Source organism: Gemmatimonadaceae bacterium, assembly GCA_035606695.1.
Taxonomy (GTDB): Bacteria; Gemmatimonadota; Gemmatimonadetes; order Gemmatimonadales; family Gemmatimonadaceae; genus JAQBQB01.
This window is the reverse complement of record DATNEW010000026.1, coordinates 164,251-185,594: the sequence shown is the minus strand read 5'-3', so window position 1 is coordinate 185,594 and position 21,344 is coordinate 164,251. Positions and strand designations below refer to the sequence as shown.

Genomic DNA, 21,344 nt, shown 5'->3' with positions numbered 1-21,344 from the left:
GAGAGAGTGCGTAAACAGCGAAACGGCGCAAACCGATAAGAGCGCACGGCCCGAACGGCGCACAGCCCGAACGGCGCCGGCGCCGTATGGGCCGGCGCCGTCTGGGTTAGCGCCGTTCGGTGTAGCGCCGTTCATCGCTGTCCAAGGCTTCTGAAGTATGCCTCGATCCCATCCGCGACCCCACGCGCATACCGCTCCTGAAACCCCGGATCCTTCGCCGCATTTTCCTGCTCGGGCACCATCAGAAACAACCCTTCCGTGATGATGGCGGGCATCCACATGGTTCGTCCTATTGCAATATTCTGATAATGAATCCCTAAATCCCGCAATCCCATTTGATTCATCATCCCTTGCTGCACCAGCCGCGCGAGCGGCTCGGATTGCGGGTGGAAGAACAACGTGCTCGTTCCGACGTTGGGGAACGGATCGATCCCCTCGCCGAACGCATTTTCATGAACCGACACGAGCAGGTGAGAGTTCGCTCGGCGGGCAATCACGGACCGAAGGTGCAGGTCGACGGCGTTCATGTCCGTCCGCGTCATCACGACCCGCGCGCCGCGCTGCTCCAGGATGTCGCGGAGCTTCATCCCCACCGCGAGCACACCCTGCGCTTCAGTATAGCCTGTGGGACCGATCGCGCCACCGGGCGGATGGCCGGGATCGACCGTGATCGTCAATCCCTCCAGCGGATGCGCCAGGTTGATCCGCGGCGCGCGGCGCAATCGCAGCACGAAGCCGCGCGCGGGATCGAACAACACGAGGTAACCGTACGGCTGCGCGGTTAATTCGAGCGTCAGTCGAACGCGATCGGACTCCTCCGGCACCCAGTTGATCATGCGCACCAGCGAATCGTTGCCCAGGAACTTGATGATGTCCGGCGTGGCCTGCGTGCCGTAGAGCGTGAGCGTGATCCGATTCAGCTCCTGCTCGATGAGATACGGCGGCGGCGACGACACCGGCATCACGAGATCCACCCACTCCGCCGACGGAACGAAGGCCATCGCGCCGACGGTGCGATGCGGCATCGGATAACCCGTCGCGAGCGAACGCACGCTCGCCGAGTCCACCCAGACCTCGAGACGCGAATCGAGACGCACGCGCACGTTGTCGCCGCTGCGGCCCGTCTCCTCGACGATCGTGCCCGGCACGAACATCCATTTGTACGTCCCGGCGGGCGTCGAGCGGCCGATGACGTATGCGTCCGTATCGCGCTGCGCGGACGCGTCGCCGAGCGAAACGAGCGTCGTCCGGCGCGGAGGCGATGCGACGTGCGAGAGCGCGAAGCGCACCGTGTCGCGATCGCGCTCGACGTACAGCGTACCGCCGTTGCGAAGCGCCGATGCGGGAACGTCCGTCGCGAACGTGTTGCCTTCGACGTCGACGAGCGGCATCGTCGCGCCGCCGGCCGTGACCCACGCGCTCGCATTGGTTGGCGCGCGAATGCTCACGCGCACCGGCTCACTATCGCGCAACGCGAGCGTGACGCCGCGCGGCGACGCGCTCGACGAATCGACGACGAGGCGGCCGGTGAGCGAGAGATCGGGGCGCGCGCGCGGCACGTTCACCGGCACGCTCAATCGCGCGCTGTCGGTGCCGACGCGGGCGACGAGGTCGTAGCGCGGCGCGGTGGGCGGCGGAACGGGAAGAAATGCGAGGAACGTCCCGTTCGGTGCAACGCGAACGTTCGCGCCGTTGATCGTCAGCGTCGCGTGGCCGTTGCCGACCGAGCCGAAGATGAAGTTCGAATCGCGGACGGGGATGGTGCTGTTGGCCGACGGATAGACGAGGTGCGGCGCGAGCGGACCTTCAACGAGCGGAATGGCGGGGAGCGGCGGCGCGGCGCGCGGCGTGATGCCTCGCTGGAACGTGGGAATCGTTGGTGGAGCGAGCGGCGGCGTCGGCGGGCTTGGACTTGCCGTGGCGGGTGGCGCGGGCGTCGAATGGCAGGCGGCGAAGAGCAGCACGAGCGCAGCGAACGCGATGAATCCGACCGATGTGATGATCCGTTTCCGCATGCGGGAATGCTAGGGTGGTAAGAGACGACGTTCCATGGGGTTCGATGGGCAGTCGCATGGGTCGTGCAATTCATTGACCACCCCCTCCCCCACGGTCTATATTCGCGCCCCATGGATGTTTCCCCGCCGGAGGCCACCGCGTGACGTCCTGCGCCTTCTGCGGACGGGAGAACGAGCTCGAGTCGCGGTTCTGCATCGACTGCGGGAAGCCGATGAACCCGTCCGCCGCACGCGTTGGTCCAGCCTACGTGCCCCACCCTACAGGTGGCCAACCGCAGCCCGTCAGCGCATCTGTTGGTACCGCCGCTACTGCTGCTTCGGCCGGCGCAGCGAGTGCGTCGCCGTTCGTGCCGCCCACTCGCGTGAGCGAGTCCGCGAACAGTCCCACGCCCGCGCGCAAATGTCCGCGCTGCGGAGAGTCGACGACCGGCGGCCTCCCGTTCTGCGGCTACTGCGGCACCCTCGTCGGACGCCGCGTATCGGTCCAGATGGCGAGCACCGACACCGCCGGCGCCGGCACCGCGGTCTTCGGCGCCAACCGCATGCTCCCCGGGCCCAAGCTCGCCCTCCTCGGCGAGTCCGGCGAGGCGACGCAATCGTATACGCTCGACCGCGGCGAAGCGGTGATAGGACGCGGCGACGCCGACATCAAATTCGAGAACGATCATTTCATGTCGCCGCTGCACGCTCGCTTCGAGCTGCGCGATGGGCAGTTGTGCCTGCGCGATCTGGGATCGCGCAACGGAACGTGGGTATTCATCGATCAGCCGACGAAGCTGACCGATTGCGATTTGCTCTTGATCGGCTCGCAGGTGATTCGCTTTCGGCGGTTGGGCTATCCGGGTCCGCATCCGCCGGAGGCCGACTCGACACGCCGCATGGGCTCCGCGGTGCCGACGGTCGACATCGCGGTGCTCGAGCAGCTGCGCGCCGACGGCAGCGTACGTGACGTGTTCCATCTCTCACCGGGGCGCTCGATCGAGATCGGGCGTGAAGCCGGCGACTGGCTCTTTCCGTATGATTCAACGATGAGCGGCAAACACGCGGACGTGCGGTCCGAGGACAGCGAGTTCTTCGTGCACGACGCCAACAGCCGCAACGGCGTGGCGATGAGCGTGCGCGGCGAACGGTCGGTGAAGAAGGGCCAGCGCATTCTCGTCGGCGATCAGATCCTGCGGGTGGAGTCGGTGTGAGCGCATTGAAAGTCTGTCCGCAGTGCGGGGCCGAGTATCCCGCCAACGCGCGCTTCTGTGAGATCGATGGAACGGCGTTGCGAAGCGCAACGCCGACGTCGGATCTCGTGGGATCAATAGTAGCAGATCGCTACCATGTCCTGCAGAAGCTCGGCGAAGGCGGCATGGGCCAGGTCTATCTGGCCGAACACGTGAAGATGGGGCGGAAGCTGGCGCTCAAGGTGATGCATCCCGGCATGAAGGCCGACGTCGATGCCATCGCGCGCTTCAACCGCGAAGCCGCCAACGCCAGCCGCATCGCGCACGGAAACGTCGCCGCGGTCTACGACTTCGGCGAGACGCCCGACGGCATCATCTATCTGGCGATGGAATACGTGGAGGGCCCGCCGCTCACGAAGGTCATCGAGGAGCAGGGCGCGCTGCCGCCCAAACGCGCCGCCGAGATCGTGCGGCAGGCCGCCGACGCGCTCGCGGTCGCGCACGATATGGGCATCGTGCATCGCGATCTCAAGCCCGACAACATCATGATCGCAAGGAATCGTGATAAGTCGGATTGCGTGAAGGTCGTGGACTTCGGCATCGCGAAAGCGGCGGGCAACGACGCGCAGAAGGTGACGAAGACCGGCCTCGTCGTCGGCACGCCAGAGTACATGAGCCCCGAGCAGCTCGCCGGTGACAAGCTCGACGGACGCAGCGACATCTATTCGCTCGCGCTGGTCGCGTTCAACATGCTCACAGGCAAGCTGCCCTTCCCCGGCGAGTCGGCGCAGGATTCGATGATCATGCGCCTGACGGACAAGCCGAAGCCGCTGGCCGAGATGAAGCCGGAAATGAGTTGGCCGGCCGAAGTGCAGGCGGTGATGGACAAGGCACTCGAGCGCGACGTCAATCAGCGGTATCAGCAGGCGACGCAGTTCGGCCTGGCGTTGTGGAACGCGGTCGACCGCATGCCCGAGACACAGGCGATGGAAGTCGGCACGATGGTGATGGGCCAGATCCCGCCGACCCGTGTGTCCACGGCGGCTGATTCGGGTTCGTCCGCGCCGCCTGGTGCGCCGGCGGGCCCTGTGACCCACGGCGCTGCGGATTCAAAGAAGTCGAACAAGGTTCCCATGATGGTTGGCGCGGCGGTGGTGGTGGCCGGCATTGGGTTCGCGGCGATGAAGCTCGGCGGCGGCGGCTCGACGGCGCAGCCGCAGTCTTCGCCGCCGGTGGCCGATTCGTCGGCGAGCGCGACGAAACAAGCCGGGGCTCCGACGACGCCCGCCGCGCCCGCAGCGACCAAGTCGGCGCCGCCGGCCGCGCACTCAGATGCGCGGCTCAGACAATTGATGGAAGATGCGACAGACTCAACGAAGTCAGCCGCGGTGTTGCGCGCCATTGCGCGCATTCCGCTCAGCACGCGGCTCGACACGGTGATGGCCGGAATCGCCACCTACAACGCCTACGTGTACGGCAAGAATGTGGATGACAAGAAGGCATGCGATGCGCTCAAGAGCATCGAGGGTGCGTCGGTCGGTACTGAGTTCGAGGTAAACGTGAAGCACAAACTCGCCCCCGGCGCAGCATGCGCGGATTAGCCTATCTTCCATCGCCGACGTGCCCGTCTCCAACCCCTCGCTTCCCTCGATGAGCTCCAACGACGCCGCGCGCGGCGAAATCGTCGTTCACGTGTTCGGCAAGACCGACGTCGGCCGCACACGCGAGCACAACGAGGACGCGTTCGTCGTCGCCGACCTCACGACGGACAACGCCACCCTGCAGCCCGAAGTTCGCACGCACACCGCGGGCAAGCGTGGATCGCTGTTCATGGTCGCCGACGGCATGGGCGGCGCCGCGGCCGGCGAGATCGCCAGCGACATGGCGGTGAAGATCGTGCTCGAGGAGTTGCGCAGCACGTGGATCGCGGCACCGGTGTCGAGCAGCGAAGCGTTCGTGCGCTCGCTCAAGGCGGCGACGAAGAGCGCCAATGAGCAAATTCACACGTACGCGACGAATCATCCCGAATACCGCGGCATGGGCACCACCGCGACCGTCGCCGGCCTGCTCGGCGATACGTTGTATCTCGCACAGGTCGGCGACAGCCGCGCGTATCTCGTGCGCGAGGGCGTGGCGATTCAGATCACGAAGGACCAATCGCTGATGCAGAAGTTGATCGAGGCCGGCGAGCTCACGGAAGAAGAAGCCGAGCATAGCGAGCGCCGCAACATCATTCTGCAGGCGCTCGGTCCCGAACCCACGATCAAGATCGACCTCACCCACCAGAACGTGCGGCGCGGCGACACGCTCGTGCTGTGCAGCGATGGCTTGTCGGGTCAGGTGACGAAGGACGACATCGCGACGGTCGTGAGCAAGGAGCCCGATCTCACGAACGCGTGCAAACAGTTGATCGATCTCGCCAACGCGGCTGGGGGACCGGACAACATCACGGTCATCGTCGCGCGCTTCGAAGGGCCGGGACTCACCAGCGCGGCGCAGTCGGACGAAGTCGGGCATCGCGTCTTTCCGCTCGCGGAAACGGGACAGACGCCGGCGATGGCGATCGATCGGATCGTGGACACGAACTCGCCGACCGAGCCCATTCCCGTCGTCGCACGGCCGCGCACCACGCGTCCCATCTCGGCGGATGATGATGCGATGGCCGACGAGCCCATTGGCGGGCGGACGTCGGGCACATCGAATACGACGAGTACGACCAGTACATCTGGCGCGGCGATTGACCGCGCGGACGATGACGACGGCGTCGTTCGTCCCGCCGTCACGCCCACCGTGTCGCCGCGCCGCCGCAACGCCGGACGCACGATCGCGCTGGTGCTGTTCGTCGTGCTGCTGGCCACGGTCGGCTGGTTCGTGTGGCGCGGCACGCATGCCATCACCAACGCGCCGTCGACGACGCCGTTGCACTGATGCCGATCGAGCTGCGCATACTCAGCGGAGCGCGCGCCGGTCATTCGCAATCGTTCGACAAGCCGGTAGTGACGATCGGGCGGCATCCCGCGAGCGACCTGCAGCTCGACATCGCGCGCGATCTCGACGTGTCGACGAAGCACGCGGAGATTCGCTTCGCCGACGGCCGCTATGCCGTCGTCGACAACATGAGCACGAACGGCACATTCGTGAACGGCGATCGTGTGGCCGCGGGTTCATCGCGCGAGTTGCGTGATGGCGACGTGATCGGATTCGGCGCGCAGGGACCGACCGTTTCGGTGTCCATCGCCGGAGCACGCAGGACGCCCGTCGGCGACCGCGTCACGGAATCGATCCCAACTCCCGCACTCGGCGCCGCGGCGGTGCCTGTGTCGCCCGCGTCGCCGGCGTCGGGGCCGCGCCGGCCGACGCAAGAGCGCGTCGCGGTGGCCGTCGCCGAACAGACGCGCAAGCTCAAGCTCCTGGCCGGCGCAGTGTTCGTGGTGTGCGCGGCCATCGCCGCCGCGGCCTACTGGCTTGGCCATCGTGAAGCGGCGGCGAGCGATGCACGGCTCGAGCAACTCATGGCCAGGTACGAGCAATCATCGAAGGTGCTCGAGCAGAAGCTGCAATCCAACGGCAACGCCGCGGCGGTGATCGACCACTTGCAGCGCGAGCGCGACAGTCTCGTGCGGCTCGCACGCGCGGCGAAGGGCACCGACGCTTCGGTGCTGCAGCGAGCGCTCGCGCGGCGCGACACCGTGGCGCGTGCGATCACGGAGCTCGATCCCGCGGCGGTGTCGCGCGCGAACAATCCGGCCATTGCGCTCGTGCGCGCCGAGTTCGCGGGGCAGACCGCGCTCGAGGCGACGGCGTTCGCGGTGACGGCGAATGGGAAGCTCGTGACGAATCGTCACGTCATCGAGAACAACGGCGTCAACGCGGCGCGCGTGCTCGTGAAGTTCGCCGACGCGGACGTGTGGCGTCACGCGCATGTGCTGCGCGCGCCGGCCGATCCGAGTGTGGATCTCGTGCTGCTCCAGCTGGATGATCCGGCGACGGTGCCGGTCGTGTCGGTCGCGAGCACGGTCGACGTCTCGGCCGGCACGCCGATCGTGTCGATCGGGTTTCCGGATGGCAGCGACTTGCCGATGAATGGCCTCAAGGCATCGACCACGCTCACCGTCGGTGTGGTGAGCAAGGTCGTGCCCGAGGTCGTGCAGATCGATTCGTACGCGGCGGAGGGATCGAGCGGCAGTCCCGTGTTCGACGCGCGCGGATCGGTGGTCGGCGTGATTTACGGCGGCCGCAAGGGGTCGAACGGCCGCATCGTGTACGCGGTGCCGTCGACGCGCGTCGTGGAGCTCATGAAATGATCGGGAGGGCGCGTCATCCCGAGCGGAGCGAGGGATCTCGCCGACCGATAGAGAGCCACGTCTCTACCGATCGACAAGATTCCTCGCCGTCGCGTGGGTATGCGGGCGCCATTACGGATCTATCGTGATTGAAAACGGTCCCGTCACGCCGGCAAACTGCGATGTGACATAGATGACCGGCAATGACGCCGCGGACGTCGGCGTGAAGGACACCGTGACCGTGCTCGATCCATTCTGATCGGCCGACGACGCGAGCAATGTGTTGTTCTTGTCTCGAATCTCGACGAGCGGCGAAAACGACTGCGACGTGACGTGCACCGTGAGCGCGTGCCCGACCGGCATGTTCATGAAGAACGCCTGCGCGAAGAACGAGCCGCTCGAACTCGCCGGCTTGTAGGAACACGAGCCGGTGGACAGCACGAAGTTGCCCGAGACGTCCAGCGTCGTGCGAATGTCATTGCATCCGCTGGGTATCGACGAGATGAACGATGAGGCCAGCGTGTAGGCGCCGAGCTTGGTCGAATCCGTGGTCGCGACCTGCGCGGTATACGACCCGGCTTTGAGGAGAGCGTAGGTCTGGACCGTGCCGGTACCCGTGACGGCCGACGTGGCGCTGCCCGCCGGAATGACCGGCGTGAGCGAGATGGGGAACGCGCTACTGGTGACCGACATCGACAGCAACAAGCCGCTCGAAGCGACGTTGTACGCGTAGATGTCGTTGTAGGTATTCGACGCGAAGCAGCTCGTCGTCGACAGCGCGGGGTTGACGGTCGACGGAATGGTGAGGTTCGTCGTGCCCGAGCACGGGTCGATGATCGTGATGGCGGCCGTTGCCGTCTTGCTGGCGTCGGCCGTGGATTTCGCCGTGATCGTCGCCGTGCCGTTGCCGACGGCAGTGAGCGTGCCGTCGGTCCCGATGGTGGCGACGCCCGTGTTGCTCGAGGTCCACGTCACACCGGTCACGACGCCGGCGTCGGCGCTGACCGTGGCGGAGAATTTGGCCGTGCGGCCTTTCTGCAGCGTGAGCGTGGCCGGTGTGATGTTGACGGACCGCACGCCCGCGACAACGGTGATGGCGGCGGTGCCCTGTTTCGTCGCGTCGAAGCTCGAGATCGCGCTGATCGTCGCCGTGCCGGGACCGACGGCGGTGACAACGGCGGTGGCGTCGCCGCTGGGTGCGACCGTCGCCACGCTCGAGTTGCTCGTGACCCAGGTCACCGCGGTGCTGGCTCCGCCGTTGGCGGCGACGGTAACGGCGAAGGTGACGGTGGTGCCGACGGCCATGGACGCCGACGGGGGTGAGATGCTGACCGAGCTCACGCTCTTGCCGTTCGGGGACGTCGTCGTTCCACCGGTGCTTCCATCACTGCCGCCGCACGACGCGGCGCCTGCCACCAGCATGGTGCCGCACAACAGGACCAACGTGTCGTGCATTACCAATTGCTGTGCCGATTGCATCACACATCGTATCGCACGCATGTCCGGCGCTCCATTTCGTAGGTCACATTCGTTAACCAAACCCGGGCGACGCCCGCGTGGACCTGGATCACAGCAATCGGCGAGCCGACGGGGCCGCCACGGCTTGACAATTCGCGGTTTCGCCCGGACTTTAGCCGGAGCGTTCCACGCGATGCCGCATGGGATCCATCGTGCGCGGCGCCCGCCCCTTCCCTCCCCACGTTCCGCAGCCAGCGGGTTTCCGTGTCGATGCGCGTCGCGCCTCCACGGCGCGGCATTAGCATCTTGGAATATGAGATGCATCATGGCCACGCGGGCGCTTCACCACACCGTCGCGCTGCTGCCCGACACGCTCCTGCACCAGCGCTACCTCGTGGAGCGCATGATCGGCACGCCGGGCTCGTCCGGCGTCACGTATTTCGCCTATGACCAGATCGGCAACCGGTCCGTCGCGATTCGGGAGTTCCTGCCCTCCACGCTCGCGAGCCGGTCATCCGATCGCACGACGGTCGTCCCGCGCGGCGGCGAGCACGACGCGGCGTTTCAGGACGCCCTCGCGCGCTTCGTGGCCGACGCCGAGCGATTGATGCGCGTCGCGCACCTCAACGTCGTGCGCGTCAGCGGCATGTTTCGCGACAACGACACCGCGTACCTGGTGCTCGACGGCTACGAGGGTGTTCCACTCGAAGAGCACGTCATGCGCGCCGGCGGCCGGCTGCGCTGGAAGGCGGCCTCGCAGCTCGTCCTCCGCTTGCTCGATGGCCTCGTCGCGGTCCACGCGGCGGGGCTCGTTCACGGCGACGTGAGCATGTCGAACGTGCTGTTCACGGCGGGCGGCCGGCCCGTGCTCGCGAACTTCGGCGGTCTCCTCGAGCGACACGACGGCGAGGAGCCCGGACCGGCGACCGACGTGTACGACGCGGCCGGGCTGCTCTACCGGCTCGTCACCGGCCAATCGGCGACCGATTTCGCGGATGAGGTCGCGCTGTCCGACGAGGAGTGTCCGCCGGGTCTGCGCGCCACGATCGCGACCGGCCTCGCGCGCGACCCCCGGCACCGGCCGCCCGACGCGCAGAGCTATCAGAGATTGCTCAAGGCCGCGCTGGGACAGAATCCGTTGTCGATGACGTTGACGCGCCCGCCGGAGACTGTGCCATCGGACTGGTCGATGACGAAGTCGGGGACGTTTTCGGCGCCGACGGCGCCGGTCGCGCGCACGAGATTGCCGGTGGAGAAAATCATCACCGTGGCGATCATCCTGCTCGTGGTGGCGGTTGGGGTGTGGTCCCTCTTAGGGCGATGAAGATCCGACGCGTTCAGCCGCGTTCAACTCGTATTCGTTTTGGTCGCCGCGCCTAGCTCGCCGGCGTGAGCTTCCCCAGGACGCGGGGCCCCCGCGCCCCGGTCGCTCGCGGCACATTGGCGGCGCGATGCTCGAGATGCAGATGGGCGAGCAGCGCAAACGCCACCGCCTCCTTCGCCTCGCCATCAAAGAATGCTGATGCAAAATCGCGCACGGTCATCGGCGCGACCGCCTCGGCAATCATGCGCACCAGCGTCGGGTTCTTCGCGCCGCCGCCCGAGATCAACACCTCGCTGACGGGCTCCGGCAGAAAACGCCGATACGCGTCGGCGATACTGCGGGCGGTCAGCATCGTCGCCGTCGCGATCGCGTCGTCGTCGTTCGAGCCGGGCGCGAGCGCGCGGCAGCGCGCGATCAACCGCTGCACATACGCCGCGTCGAACAGCTCCCGTCCCGTCGACTTGGGCGGCTCGGCCGCAAAATAGGAATGCCCCAGCAGTTCGCGCACGACGGCGTCGAGCGGCCGGCCCGCGGCGGCGTGGATCCCGTCCCGATCGTATTCCAGTTCTGGTATGAGTGTTCTGGCAACGGCGTCGATGACCGAGACGCCGGGTCCGGTGTCGAACGCGCGAACGCCGGCCAGATCGCCTCCGGGCGGCACGACCGTCACGTTGCCGATGCCGCCGATGTTCTGCAGCGCACGCCAGTCGTCGCCCGCAAAGAGCAGCGCGTCGGCGATCGGCACGAGCGGCGCGCCCTGCCCGCCCGCCGCCACATCCCGCACCCGAAAGTCGCTCACCACGTCGATCCCCGTTCGCTCGGCGATCACCGCCGCTTCGCCGATCTGCCACGTCGAATGCGGCGCGTCGTGCCACACGGTCTGGCCGTGCGAGCCGATCGCGCGAATCTCGTCACGCGGAACACCGGCTTCGGCGATCGCGGCGATCGCCGCATCGGCGAGCCAACCACCGAGGTCGAAGGCGAGCCGGCAGTACTCTCGTGCCGAGCCCGACACGAGCGCCGCGCGCAGGCGGTCGCGTTGCGCATCGGTATATGTCGTCGACACGAACGCCAGCAACTGCGACTGGAGTCCGTGGCCGTCTTCCGCCTCGCGGAATCGCACCACCGCCGCGGAGATGCCGTCGAGCGACGTTCCCGACATCAACCCGACGTAGACGCTCATGCCCCAGGTGCGCCAGGCGCCGCCGGCACGGGCGGCGGCTCGCGCTGAACGACGCGGCGAATGACGCCGCCCGCGGCGTCGAGGGCCTCCTCCGCCTTGTCTCGCGGCACGCCGAGGAAATGCATGACGATCGCCGTCTTCACGGTGCCGCCGCTCGCCGCCAACAGCTCGCGCGCCCGCTCGCGCGTCACCTCGCAGATCTCCATGAGAATTCTCTCACTGCGGTCCTTGAGCTTGTTGTTCGTGGCGCGGAGATCGACCATCAGATTGCCGAAGGTCTTGCCCAGGCGGATCATCGCGCCGCTCGTGATCATGTTGAGCACGAGCTTGGTCGCGGTGCCCGCCTTCATGCGCGTCGATCCCGTCACGACCTCGGGGCCCGTGATCGGCAGAATGAGAATGTCGGCCGCGGCAACGACTTCCTCCGGCGGCGGCGAGCAGGCGACGAGTGCCGTCGCCGCGCCGACGTCGCGCGCATAGATGAGCGCGCGATGCACGTACGGTGTCGTGCCCGACGCCGCGATGCCGACGACAAAGTCGCCGGCGCGCACGCCTCGCTCGCCGAGATCTTCCGCCGCCGACTCGAGCCGATCCTCGGCGCCTTCGGCCGCGCGCGTCAGCGCACTGTATCCGCCCGCGATGATCCCTTGCACGAGCTCGGGATCGGCGCCGTACGTCGGCGGAATCTCGGACGCATCGAGCACGCCGAGCCGGCCCGATGTGCCCGCGCCGACGTAGAAGAGCCGGCCGCCCGAGCGAAACGTCTTCTCGGCCTGCTCGATCGCCGCGGCGATTGGAACACGTTGCGACGCGACCGCATCAGGTACCGTGCGATCTTCGGTGTTTATTAAATCGACGATCTCGATCGGTGACGCGAGATCGATCCCGGCAGTGCGGGGATTCCGGCGCTCGGTGAGCCGAGGGTCGATGAACGTCATGTCGCAAGCTAACTTAGATCCAACGGGGTGGGGTGGAAAGATGAGACGAGCCACGATGCTCGCGAGCGCGCTTCTCGCAACCGTGCTGTATGCCGCGCAGGGACGCGCGCAGGTTGGCCGCCGCGGGCAGGTGCGTGCGAGTCCCGACTACTGGGTCGGGTTGTCATACGGCTACATGGACGGCGCGACGATGGTCGACGGCGGGACCGGCGCGACGTGGCAGTTCGGCTATTCGTCGCAGATTCGCGCCACGATCGAGAAGTCGTTGCAGCCCGGCATCGCGGCGGGACTGAGCGGCGGATTCTCGACCGCGCCGCTCACGTACAGCGGCGCTGGATTCAATACGGCGTGCGGCGGCTCGTGTCGCGCCGACGCCGACATCACGCAATGGTTGTTGTTCCTGCGCGGCGGCGGCGGTGGATCGCGCGGGTACGGTTTTCACGGCGACTTCGATCTCGAGGGCGGCTTCACCACGTTCTCGAACTTCCGCGAGCATTCGACGTCGGTGTCGCTGCCGAGCACGTCGCACTACGATCCGACGTTCGGCTTTGGCGGCGAGTTGAGCTACTCGTTGTCGCCGACCGTCGATATCTATGTAGGTGAAGTCGCCGACTGGGTGTTGCACCCGCAAGGCGACAACGTGACCGCGTCGGCGCCTCGCGTCTACACGTTTCGCGTCGGGGGACGGGTTGGGTTCTGACTGATTGTCATCCCGAGCGCTCTTCTTGTCATCCCGAGCCCTCTTCTTGTCATCCCGAGCGCAGCGAGGGATCTAGCGTAACGGTCTGAGAGCCAACCACTCTGTCAGACCGCTAGATTCCTCAGTCACTTCGCCCCTTCGGAATGACGATGAAACGCTATGTCGTTGGTCTTCTTGTAGCGGGAGTCGCGTGCCATCGCACCCCGCCGCTCAACTCCGGCGCGACGGACGTCGGCTTTCCGTCGTCGAGCGCGAAGGGCGCCGCGGTGTATTCGGGCGATCGCCGGCGGCCGGACTTTCCAGCGGACTGGCCATACAGAGCGGGCCGCGCCGCCGTGTTCGGCGCGCACGCGATGGTCGCCGCCGACGCGCCGCTCGCGAGCGAAGCCGGCGTCGAGATCATGAAGCAGGGCGGCAACGCGGTGGATGCGGCCGTCGCCGTTGGATTCGCGATGGCGGTCGTCTTCCCCGAAGCCGGCAACATCGGGGGCGGCGGCTACATGGTGATTCGCATGGCCGACGGCCGCAGCGCGGCGCTCGACTATCGCGAGATCGCGCCGCTGGCCGCGACGCGCGACATGTATCTCGACGCGAACGGCAATCTCACGAACAAGAGTGTGGTGGGTCCTCTCGCGAGTGGCGTGCCCGGTGCGGTCGCTGGCCTGACGGCCGCGCTTGCGAAGTACGGCACGATGTCGCTCGAGGCGGTGATGGCGCCCGCGATTCGCTTTGCCGAGCAGGGGTTCGTGGTCGACAGTGCGCAGGCGCGATCGTATGCGTCGAACGCGCGGCTCATCCGACAGTTCGCGGGAGCGAGCGTGTTCCTGCCGGGTGGCAAACCGCTTGCCGCGGGAACGCGGCTCGTGCAGCCGGAGCTCGCGGCGACGCTGCATCGCATCGCCGATCAGGGTGCGCCGGGATTCTACACGGGCGAGACCGCGCATCTCATCGCCGAGGAGATGCGGCGCAACGGCGGGATTGTGACGGAGGCGGATCTCGCGCGCTACAAACCGATCTGGCGCGACGCGGTGAAGTCGGCCTATCGGGGCTATACGCTGTTCACGATGCCGCCGTCGTCGTCGGGGGGCGTGACGGTTACTGAAACTCTAAACATTCTCGAAGGATTCACGCCGTCCACGTTCGGAAGCGCGGAGTATGCGTATCGTCTCGCTTCGGCGTATCAGCGCGCGTTCGTCGATCGCAACGAGAAGCTGGCCGATCCCGCGTTCGCGACGGTGCCGATGCAGCAGCTCACGAGCAAGGCATATGCGGAGAAGTTGCGTGCGACGATCGGCAACGATCGCGCGACGCCGACGCCCGCGCTGTCGCGCGAGATGCGCGAGATGCGCGAAGGGATGGAGACGACGCACTACTCCGTGGCCGACGCGAACGGCAACGCGGTCGCGACGACGACGACGTTGAACGCGCTGTATGGATCGGGCGTGTATGTGCGCGGCGGTGGATTCTTTCTCAATGATGAGATGGACGATTTCGCCGCGGCGCCGGGCAAGCCGAACATGTTTGGCCTCGTGCAGGGCGAAGCGAACGCGATTCAACCGGGCAAGCGCATGCTGAGCGCGATGTCGCCGACGATCGTGCTCGACCGCGATGGATCGCTGCTGCTGGTCGTCGGCAGTCGCGGCGGACCGCGCATCATCACGTCGACGTCGCAGGTGATTCTCAACGTGCTCGATCAGCACATGATTCTGTCGGACGCGGTGAGTGCGCCGCGCATTCATCATCAGGCGCTGCCGGATTCGTTGATGTACGAGCGGGATGGCTTGCGGCCCGCGGTTGTCGATTCGCTGAGGCGCATGGGGTATGGTGTCGAGCCGATCGGCGGCGTGGGGTTGATCAATGCCATCATGCACGTGCGCGGCGGATATGAAGGCATGTCCGATCCGCGCTCTTCTGGGCGGCCGGTAGGGTACTAGTCGTATTCAGGGCCGCGGATTCGATCATTTCGCGCCGCGGTGCGCGTCGGTGCGCGTCGGTGCGCGGCGTCCCAGCGCGCGCCGCGACTGACGGAGGGGCAACGCGAAGGGCCGGGATGTCTGGAGGCGAGGCGTGGCAATAGTGCCCGGCAGTATCGGCACTATTGCACTCGCTCGCCGGAAGACATCCCGGCCCTGAGCGCTTTGAGCGCGCGAAACAACTTACACGCGCACCGTCGCCGGCGAAGTGAGCTTCACCACGATCGACCCGCCCGACGGCACACACCCCTGATAGTTGGCGGTCGCCGACGCAGCCGCCGCACCCGCCGCGGCACCGGCAGCGCCGCCAATCACCGCGCCCTTGGTCGAATGACCGAGAATCTTCCCCGCGATCGCACCCGCCACCGCACCGATCGCGACCTTCTGCACGTCCTTGCTCTGCGGCTGATCCTTCACGCGATCCACCGACGCCGACGCGACCGTCGCCTCGATCGGATACGTCTTGCCGCTGAACGTCACCGAGTTCACCGCGAACTCCAGGACGATCGGATCGTTCGCGTTCTCGCTCCGCTTGAGACGCGTCACCGTGAGATTGACCGTCGCGCCAGCGGGAATGACCGCGCCGTTCGAGCCCGACACCGCGTTGTCCAACGTCGCCGTCACGTGATCGCCGACGTTGCTGGTGTTCGTGCAGACGCGCGAGTTCGAATGCGTGTTGAGCGTCGCGCCCGCGGGAATCATCCCCACGGCACCGCCGCCCGCCGCACCCGGATTCGACGCATTGCCCGGCGTCGTCGACGCCGTATTGCCACTCGGCGTCGTCGTGGTGGTCGTCGCCGGCGCCGGCGTGCGATCAACCGGACGCGAAATCGGACCGCTTTGCGCCCGCGGATGCGTCACGCGCGGTTGCGGCCGCGGCGTCGACCGATTGGTCGCCGGCGCCGGTGCCGCCGTCGTGGCAGCAGGCGTGTTCGGCACGTCCTTCAGCTGCGGCTGCGCCGTCGTGTCACGGTTCGCCAGCGCGAGATCACGATTGAGTGTGGTGTCCGTACCGAGCGCGGTGCTGTCCGCCTTCTTGTCGGCGCCGTGGCATGCAGCCAGCATCGCCGCGGCAGTCACCGTCGTCACCGTCGTCACCAAGGATGCTGCCAGGCGGCGGGTATATTTCGTCATGGGAATTCCTCCTGGAGTGAGCTGAACCGTGGCAACGAGTATGCCAACGCTGAGCTCTCTTCGACGCCTACTCCCTTACTACCGCCCCTACCGCGGCGATGTTGCATTGGGATTGGCGCTCGTCGTCGGCGCGGCAGCGTTCTCGAGCGTGGGACCATGGTTTTTGCGCGGCGCACTCGACGGCATTCGCGCGGGCGCCCCGCTCAAATCTATCTGGCTCCTGGGCGGAGCGATGGTAGCCGCGTCACTGATCGGCGGTGCCGGCCGTTACATGATGCGCGAGAAGATCAACGGCTTGAGCCGCTGGATCGAATACGATCTGCGCAACGATCTCTTTCGCAAGCTCGAGGAAGTCGACGCGACGTACTTCACGCGCATGCGCACCGGCGACTTGATGGCGCGGCTCACCAACGATCTGAGCGCCGTGCGTCAGGCGGTCGGTCCGGCGATCATGTACTTCGCGAACACGATCTTCGGCGGTGCGTTCGCCATTGCGTTCATGCTGCACATCTCGTCGCGGCTCACCGCCGTCGCGGTGCTCCCGATGATCATTCTGCCGGCGATCGGACTCTGGCTCGGCCGCCGCATTCATGCGCGCTTCGAGGCCGTGCAGGCGCAGTTCAGCGACATGACGACGCTCGCGCAGGAGAATCTCGCCGGCGTGCGCATCGTGCGCGCGTTTCGCCAGGAAGCCGCTGAAATGGCGCGGTGGGCGACGCTCAACGATGAGTATCTCGACAAGAACATGGGGCTCGCGAAACTCTACGGCATCATGCAGCCGTCATTCGGCATGTTCGCGGGACTCGGCATGGTTGCGGTCGCCGGCTTCGGCGGCGTGTTGGTGATCCAGGGCACCATCAGCGTCGGCAGCTATGTCGCATTCGGTCTCTACCTCGGCATGTTGACGTGGCCGCTCATCGCGCTCGGCTGGGTCATCAATCTCTTTCAACGCGGCGCCGCGTCGACCGCCCGGCTGCTCGACATCCTCGACGCGACGTCGCTGCTCGACGTGCCGCGCGCGCGCGTGCGCTCGCTGCCGACAGTCACAGCCGGACGCGGAATCGAATTTAGAAATGTGGGATTCCATTATCCGACTGAAGCCGGCGCGTCGCCGCGCTGGGTGTTGCGCGACATTACTTTTTCGGTGCCGGCGGGCGCGACGATCGGCGTCGTCGGCGCAACGGGCAGCGGCAAGAGTGCGTTAATGGATTTGGTGCCGCGCCTGTTAGATCCGCAGGAAGGCGAGATTCTGATCGATGGCGTACCGATCCGCGACGTCGAGCTCACCGAGCTGCGCCGCGAGATCGGCTATGTGCCGCAGGAGAGTTTTCTCTTCAGCGATACGATTGGCAGTAATCTCGTCTATGGCACTGAAGAAGGCGTCAACGCGGAATTCCGAGCGGAGGTGCGCAGCGCCGCAGCGAGGAACAATCAAGACGTCAACGCGGAATTCCGAGCGGAGGCGCGCGGCGCCGAAGCGAGGAACAATCAAGCCGTCAATGCGGAATTCCGAGCGGAGGTGCGCAGCGCCGAAGCGAGGAACAATCACCAAGATTCGGGGGCGTGGGCAGCGCGTATCGCACAGCTCGCGGAAACCATCGAATCATTTCCCGGTGGATACGAAACGATTCTTGGGGAACGCGGTATCAATCTGTCCGGCGGGCAAAAGCAGCGTGCGGCACTCGCGCGTGCGCTGGCACGGCGCCCAAGCATCGTGTTGCTCGACGATGCGCTGTCGGCGGTGGACACGCACACGGAAGCCGAGATTCTCCACGCGCTGCATGACGCGCTCGCGGGACGCACGGCGATGATCGCGTCGCATCGCATCAGCGCGATTCGCGATGCGACGTGGATCATCGTGCTGGACGAAGGACGGATTGTCGAGCAGGGACGGCATGAGGATCTTCTCGCCGCGGGCGGACGATACTGGGCGTTGCTCAGCCGCCAGCAGCTCGAGGAATCGATCGAAGCCGATGAGGGAGACGGCGACGGCGATGCGCTCTCCGACGCATTGGCGGAAACCAGCACCAAGGGGTAGTATCAACGCATGAGCCGGGTTGAAAGCGCCGACGAGCGAACCACGCTGCAGGCTACGCCGGAAGACAGTCGCGTGGCCGCGCTCGAAGCACAGCTCAAGGAAGCGGCGCTCGAGATCGCCGAACTTCGCGCGCGCGACGCGCTCAAGACGCAGTTTCTGGCGAACATCTCGCACGATCTGCGGACACCGCTCACCGCCGTCATCACGCACGCGGAAATTCTGCGCGACGGCATCCTGGGCGATCTGTCGCCGCGGCAGATGGAAAGCGTGCGCGGCATCATCAGCGGCGGTCGGCAGCTGCTCAATCAGGTGGGCGAGATTCTCACCTACGCGCGCGGCGCCGCGAATCAATTGACGCTCGTGCCGACCCGCTTCCCCATGCGGGACGTGCTGCGCGAAGTGAGCGGGCTCAATGAGTCTTTGCTCAAGAAGAAGCAGATCACGCTGCACGTCGACGCACCGGCCGAACTGCCGCACGTGACGGCGGACCGCGAAAAGATCGCGCACGTGATCGGCAACCTGTTCGGGAACGCGGTGGATTTCACACCGACCGGCGGGAAGGTGTGGTTGCGCGCGATCGAAGCACCGGAAGACGGCGTGGCCTCGATCCTGGTCGAAGTCGGCGACACGGGCGTCGGCATCGCGCCCGAGCATCACGATCTCATCTTCCGTGAATTCGCGCAGGTCGATTCGACGCCGTCCCGCCCGCACCACGGCACGGGGTTGGGCCTGACGATCGCGCGCAAACTGGTCGAGCTGCACGGCGGGCGCATCTGGGTGGAAAGCGAGCTTGGCGCGGGCAGCCGCTTCTTCTTCACGGTGCCGCTCGAGCCGGTCACGGACGACTGATCGCCTTTCCATCGTGACACACGCGCACGTTCTCCTCGTCGAAGACAGCGAGGCGGTGGCGGGCGCCATGCACATTCTCATCGAGAGCGCCGGCTACCGCTTCACGTGGGCCGAGTCGATCGCCGATGCGATCGCGCGCGGAACGACGGATCCGGCGCAGCTGGTGCTGCTCGATCTCACGCTGCCGGACGGCGAAGGCCTGGCGGCGATTCCGTTGCTGCGCGCCGCGGGCTGTGGACAGTTCGTGGCGCTCACGGGCCACGACGACGCCGCGACACGGCAGCGATGCATCGAGCACGGATGCATCGACGTCCTGGTGAAGCCTGTACCCGCTCGAGAGTTGATGCGGCGGCTGAGCGGGTGGTTGGGGTGACCACGTCCGAGACCGCCCACTACCCGAGAGCACAACACATAACAACGACAACGTCTGACAACATCTGACCAGATCTGGACCCGCGAAGCGATGTCGGTGCGGCGGCGGGAACCGTAGTTCGACAGATTTGGTCAGATCTGGTCAGATCGTGTCGTAGTATCTCTTCTAACGGCCAAACCAATCTCTCCCCCCGCGCCGCCCCGCCACCCTTTTCTCCGCCGGTACTTCGCCCTCAAGTACCGCGTCTTCCGCCGCGAACGGCGTCCCGCCGACGGACGGCGCGGACTCGTCATGCTCCAGATCGACGCGCTCCCGTACGCCGAGCTTCGGCGCGCGATCGAGCTGGGATATTGTCCGACAATCTCCCAGCTCGTGCGCGAAGAGCAGTACACCCTGCGCCGCTGGTTCTGCGGACTGCCCGCCGCGACGCCCTACTGCCAGGCCGGAATCTTCTACGGCACGAATGAATGCATTCCGGCATTCCGCTTCTACGACAAGACCGAACGCCGCGTCATCACCTGCAATACGCCGTCGGGCGTGCAATACATTCGCGATCGCATTCACGCGCCCGGCGCGCTCGCCGGCGGCTCGAGCTACGTGAATCTCCTCGACGGCGATGCGCAGACCGTCGCGTTCACGGTCGCCACGCGCGAAAAGATGTCAGCGTTTCGCCGACTCGGCGGATGGCGCATGGCGATGCTCATTCTCTTGCATCCCATCCGCATGCTGCGCATGGGATTTCAGGCGGTGCTCGAGTGGCTGCGCGAGGAATACGAGCGCGGCGTTGGCGAGCTGCGCGGAAAACGTACGCATAGCGAAGGGTTGTTCCCCTTCATCCGTGTCTTGTCCAACGTCATCGTGCGCGAGCTGCAGACGATGGCGATTCTCCTCGACATCTACCTGGGTGTCCCGATCATCTACAGCACGTTCATGCAATACGACGAGCTGGGACATCACTTCGGTCCATCGAGCTTTCAGGCGTTGCGCGATCTGCGCCGCACCGATGCCCGTATTCGCGAGATCCGTCGCATGATCCGCAACCTTGGCGGCCGTGAGTATGACCTCGTGATTCTCTCCGATCACGGCATGACGCCATCGTCGAGCTATCGGGTGCGCTTCGGCGAATCGCTTGGGCGCACGGTGGAAAAGATTCTGGAGCGCGATGCCACACGCACCGGCGAGCGTCCGCTCCGCTCGGCGGCGAGCTTCGACGTCACGTCTGAATACGCCGACGTCGGCGCGCAGGTCGTCGAGGCGGTGGCGCAAGTCACGCCGGAGAGTCAGCCGCGCTCGCGAAAGTTGATCCGCAAGGTTCGCGATTGGGTGCGCAGCCGATACGGTCTGCGCGAGCTGATTCTGCCGGAGAAGTATCGCATCGAGGAGGATCACGAGGTCGTGGTGACGTACAGCTCGTGCCTGGCGCTGCTCTACTTCGCCGACGACGTCCGCCCGCTCGAGCTCACGGACATCGTGACCGACGGCCGCCGCGCGATGCTCTACGCGGAGCTCATCGAGCATCCGGGCGTCGGCCTGCTCGGAACTCGCAACGGGCCTTCGGTACATCTCGAAAGCAGAATGGGACGCGCCATCGTCGTCGACGGACAGCTCGAGGTGCTGGAGGGCCAGAATCCTCTCGAGCCGTACGGAACGGGTGAGAAGGTGCTGCGCGCCATCGAGCATCTCATTCGGCAATCGAACACCGGTGACATCACCATTTTCGGAGCCTATGACGGATACGAGATCGTGTCGTTCGACGACCAGATCGGCGCGCACGGCGCGGCGGGCGGCAATCAACTGCATCCGTTCCTGATCGGGCCGCCGCATTTGCATCTCGACCGGGCGCGCATCGACGACGCGCGCGACATTCACTCGGCGATCATGCTGCGTTATGCGCGCGACTAGGC

General features: G+C 66.1%; 16 protein-coding genes. 11 read left to right on the top strand and 5 right to left on the bottom strand.

What is annotated here, in order from left to right:
• Positions 1-131 precede the first annotated feature (131 nt).
• Positions 132-2,015: an N-acetylmuramoyl-L-alanine amidase gene (locus VN706_11915; GenBank protein ID HXT16331.1), complete on the bottom strand. Its 1,884-nt coding sequence runs from the start codon at positions 2,013-2,015 to the stop codon at positions 132-134.
• Positions 2,016-2,155: 140 nt separating this feature from the next.
• On the opposite strand from VN706_11915, the gene VN706_11910 reads away from it, so the two are divergent.
• Genes VN706_11910 through VN706_11895 form a run of 4 tightly spaced genes read left to right on the top strand, consistent with a single transcriptional unit; the run spans position 2,156 to position 7,491 of the window.
• Positions 2,156-3,208, top strand: coding sequence for an FHA domain-containing protein (locus VN706_11910; protein ID HXT16330.1), 1,053 nt, complete (start codon positions 2,156-2,158; stop codon positions 3,206-3,208).
• The gene (locus VN706_11905) at positions 3,205-4,788 is read left to right on the top strand and encodes a serine/threonine-protein kinase (protein HXT16329.1); all 1,584 of its coding nucleotides are present in this window, start codon (positions 3,205-3,207) and stop codon (positions 4,786-4,788) included. The genes VN706_11910 and VN706_11905 overlap by 4 nt, the downstream gene beginning before the upstream one ends.
• Before the next feature lie 49 nt (positions 4,789-4,837).
• Positions 4,838-6,115 (top strand): Stp1/IreP family PP2C-type Ser/Thr phosphatase, encoded by a 1,278-nt coding sequence (locus tag VN706_11900; protein HXT16328.1) that lies wholly within the window; start codon positions 4,838-4,840, stop codon positions 6,113-6,115.
• Complete coding sequence (locus VN706_11895; protein ID HXT16327.1) at positions 6,061-7,491, top strand: trypsin-like peptidase domain-containing protein; 1,431 nt, start codon at positions 6,061-6,063, stop codon at positions 7,489-7,491. The genes VN706_11900 and VN706_11895 overlap by 55 nt, the downstream gene beginning before the upstream one ends.
• A gap of 111 nt (positions 7,492-7,602) precedes the next feature.
• Here the strand turns inward: VN706_11895 and VN706_11890 are convergent, their stop codons facing one another.
• Positions 7,603-8,970, bottom strand: coding sequence for an Ig-like domain-containing protein (locus VN706_11890; protein ID HXT16326.1), 1,368 nt, complete (start codon positions 8,968-8,970; stop codon positions 7,603-7,605).
• A gap of 283 nt (positions 8,971-9,253) precedes the next feature.
• On the opposite strand from VN706_11890, the gene VN706_11885 reads away from it, so the two are divergent.
• Entirely contained in the window at positions 9,254-10,252 is a 999-nt protein-coding gene (locus VN706_11885) for a serine/threonine-protein kinase (protein ID HXT16325.1), read from the top strand.
• A 52-nt stretch (positions 10,253-10,304) separates the two neighbouring features.
• On the opposite strand, the gene VN706_11880 is transcribed toward VN706_11885, so the two are convergent.
• Both VN706_11880 and murQ read right to left on the bottom strand, forming a co-directional pair.
• The gene (locus tag VN706_11880) at positions 10,305-11,435 is read right to left on the bottom strand and encodes an anhydro-N-acetylmuramic acid kinase (GenBank protein HXT16324.1); all 1,131 of its coding nucleotides are present in this window, start codon (positions 11,433-11,435) and stop codon (positions 10,305-10,307) included.
• The gene (murQ, locus tag VN706_11875) at positions 11,432-12,373 is read right to left on the bottom strand and encodes an N-acetylmuramic acid 6-phosphate etherase (GenBank protein HXT16323.1); all 942 of its coding nucleotides are present in this window, start codon (positions 12,371-12,373) and stop codon (positions 11,432-11,434) included. The genes VN706_11880 and murQ overlap by 4 nt, the downstream gene beginning before the upstream one ends.
• A 40-nt stretch (positions 12,374-12,413) precedes the next feature.
• On the opposite strand from murQ, the gene VN706_11870 reads away from it, so the two are divergent.
• A complete protein-coding gene (locus VN706_11870; GenBank protein ID HXT16322.1) occupies positions 12,414-13,073 on the top strand; it encodes a hypothetical protein in 660 nt (219 codons plus the stop codon).
• Positions 13,074-13,222: 149 nt separating this feature from the next.
• Entirely contained in the window at positions 13,223-15,007 is a 1,785-nt protein-coding gene (gene ggt, locus VN706_11865) for a gamma-glutamyltransferase (GenBank protein HXT16321.1), read from the top strand.
• Between the two features lie 222 nt (positions 15,008-15,229).
• On the opposite strand, the gene VN706_11860 is transcribed toward ggt, so the two are convergent.
• Positions 15,230-16,180 (bottom strand): YMGG-like glycine zipper-containing protein, encoded by a 951-nt coding sequence (locus tag VN706_11860; protein HXT16320.1) that lies wholly within the window; start codon positions 16,178-16,180, stop codon positions 15,230-15,232.
• 106 nt (positions 16,181-16,286) lie between these two features.
• Between VN706_11860 and VN706_11855 the strand changes: the two genes are divergently transcribed.
• From VN706_11855 to VN706_11840, 4 genes are all read left to right on the top strand, one after another.
• The gene (locus tag VN706_11855) at positions 16,287-18,218 is read left to right on the top strand and encodes an ABC transporter ATP-binding protein (GenBank protein HXT16319.1); all 1,932 of its coding nucleotides are present in this window, start codon (positions 16,287-16,289) and stop codon (positions 18,216-18,218) included.
• A 9-nt stretch (positions 18,219-18,227) separates the two neighbouring features.
• Positions 18,228-19,067: a HAMP domain-containing sensor histidine kinase gene (locus tag VN706_11850; protein HXT16318.1), complete on the top strand. Its 840-nt coding sequence runs from the start codon at positions 18,228-18,230 to the stop codon at positions 19,065-19,067.
• A gap of 13 nt (positions 19,068-19,080) precedes the next feature.
• Positions 19,081-19,440: a response regulator gene (locus VN706_11845; protein ID HXT16317.1), complete on the top strand. Its 360-nt coding sequence runs from the start codon at positions 19,081-19,083 to the stop codon at positions 19,438-19,440.
• A 291-nt stretch (positions 19,441-19,731) separates the two neighbouring features.
• Positions 19,732-21,342 (top strand): alkaline phosphatase family protein, encoded by a 1,611-nt coding sequence (locus VN706_11840; GenBank protein ID HXT16316.1) that lies wholly within the window; start codon positions 19,732-19,734, stop codon positions 21,340-21,342.
• The last annotated feature ends 2 nt before the right edge of the window (positions 21,343-21,344 follow it).

Bases quoted from the DNA above. Each gene is read 5' to 3' on its own strand.
- VN706_11860 (HXT16320.1), bottom strand. From the start codon at position 16,180: ATGACGAAATATACCCGCCGCCTGGCAGCATCCTTGGTGACGACGGTG.
- VN706_11870 (HXT16322.1), top strand. From the start codon at position 12,414: ATGAGACGAGCCACGATGCTCGCGAGCGCGCTTCTCGCAACCGTGCTG.
- ggt (HXT16321.1), top strand. From the start codon at position 13,223: ATGAAACGCTATGTCGTTGGTCTTCTTGTAGCGGGAGTCGCGTGCCAT.
- VN706_11915 (HXT16331.1), bottom strand. From the start codon at position 2,015: ATGCGGAAACGGATCATCACATCGGTCGGATTCATCGCGTTCGCTGCG.
- murQ (HXT16323.1), bottom strand. From the start codon at position 12,373: ATGACGTTCATCGACCCTCGGCTCACCGAGCGCCGGAATCCCCGCACT.
- VN706_11840 (HXT16316.1), top strand. From the start codon at position 19,732: ATGCTCCAGATCGACGCGCTCCCGTACGCCGAGCTTCGGCGCGCGATC.
- VN706_11880 (HXT16324.1), bottom strand. From the start codon at position 11,435: ATGAGCGTCTACGTCGGGTTGATGTCGGGAACGTCGCTCGACGGCATC.
- VN706_11890 (HXT16326.1), bottom strand. From the start codon at position 8,970: ATGCGTGCGATACGATGTGTGATGCAATCGGCACAGCAATTGGTAATG.
- VN706_11850 (HXT16318.1), top strand. From the start codon at position 18,228: ATGAGCCGGGTTGAAAGCGCCGACGAGCGAACCACGCTGCAGGCTACG.
- VN706_11900 (HXT16328.1), top strand. From the start codon at position 4,838: ATGAGCTCCAACGACGCCGCGCGCGGCGAAATCGTCGTTCACGTGTTC.
- VN706_11885 (HXT16325.1), top strand. From the start codon at position 9,254: ATGGCCACGCGGGCGCTTCACCACACCGTCGCGCTGCTGCCCGACACG.